Raw genomic sequence first — 534 nt, 5'->3', positions numbered from 1 at the left:
CTGCGACGGCAACGCGCCGGTCAGCGTGACCGACGATCCGGCCACCGACGCGATGGCGGACCAGAACACCGCCCCGCTATCCAGCGCCACCCCGATCGTGTCACCCACCGACAGGCCGACCGCCGACACCACCGGCAGAACGGCCGCACCCGCCGCCGCACCGGCGCTGCTCTGGGTCGCGGCATAGGTCTCGGATGCATGGTCCGTGCCGGCCACGCCGATCGCATAGCGTGCCTGGCCCGGCTGCAGGAACACGGTCGCCTCGGTCTGGGTCCAGACATGCACGCCCGAGACCTGCCACGCCTTGATCAGCCCGTTCAGCGCATCCAGCGCGTCCTGGAATTCATTGTCCGGCGGCGTCTCCCCGCTGGCGATCGCCCCGATCAGCCGCAGCGCGCCGTTGACGATCGAAACCGTGCCGGGATTCCAGCCTGCCGTGCCGCTCGTCGTCATGCCGCCCCCGGCCAGTTCAGCGCCGCCCCGGGCGCGCTCAGATCCAGCACCAGGTTCTGCGGCGGGTCGCCCCGCATGCCC

1 pseudogene is annotated in these 534 nt (G+C 71.7%); it reads right to left on the bottom strand.

What is annotated here, in order from left to right:
* Positions 1-453, bottom strand: a pseudogene (locus HUK84_RS22530) (hypothetical protein); the annotation flags it as partial.
* Positions 454-534 lie beyond the last annotated feature (81 nt).

Origin of the sequence: Nguyenibacter vanlangensis (assembly GCF_013376155.1) — a bacterium.
In the GTDB taxonomy this organism is placed as follows: Bacteria; Pseudomonadota; Alphaproteobacteria; order Acetobacterales; family Acetobacteraceae; genus Gluconacetobacter; species Gluconacetobacter vanlangensis.
The sequence above is the reverse complement of the archived record's forward strand: the minus strand, read 5'-3'. Positions and strand labels throughout refer to the sequence as shown.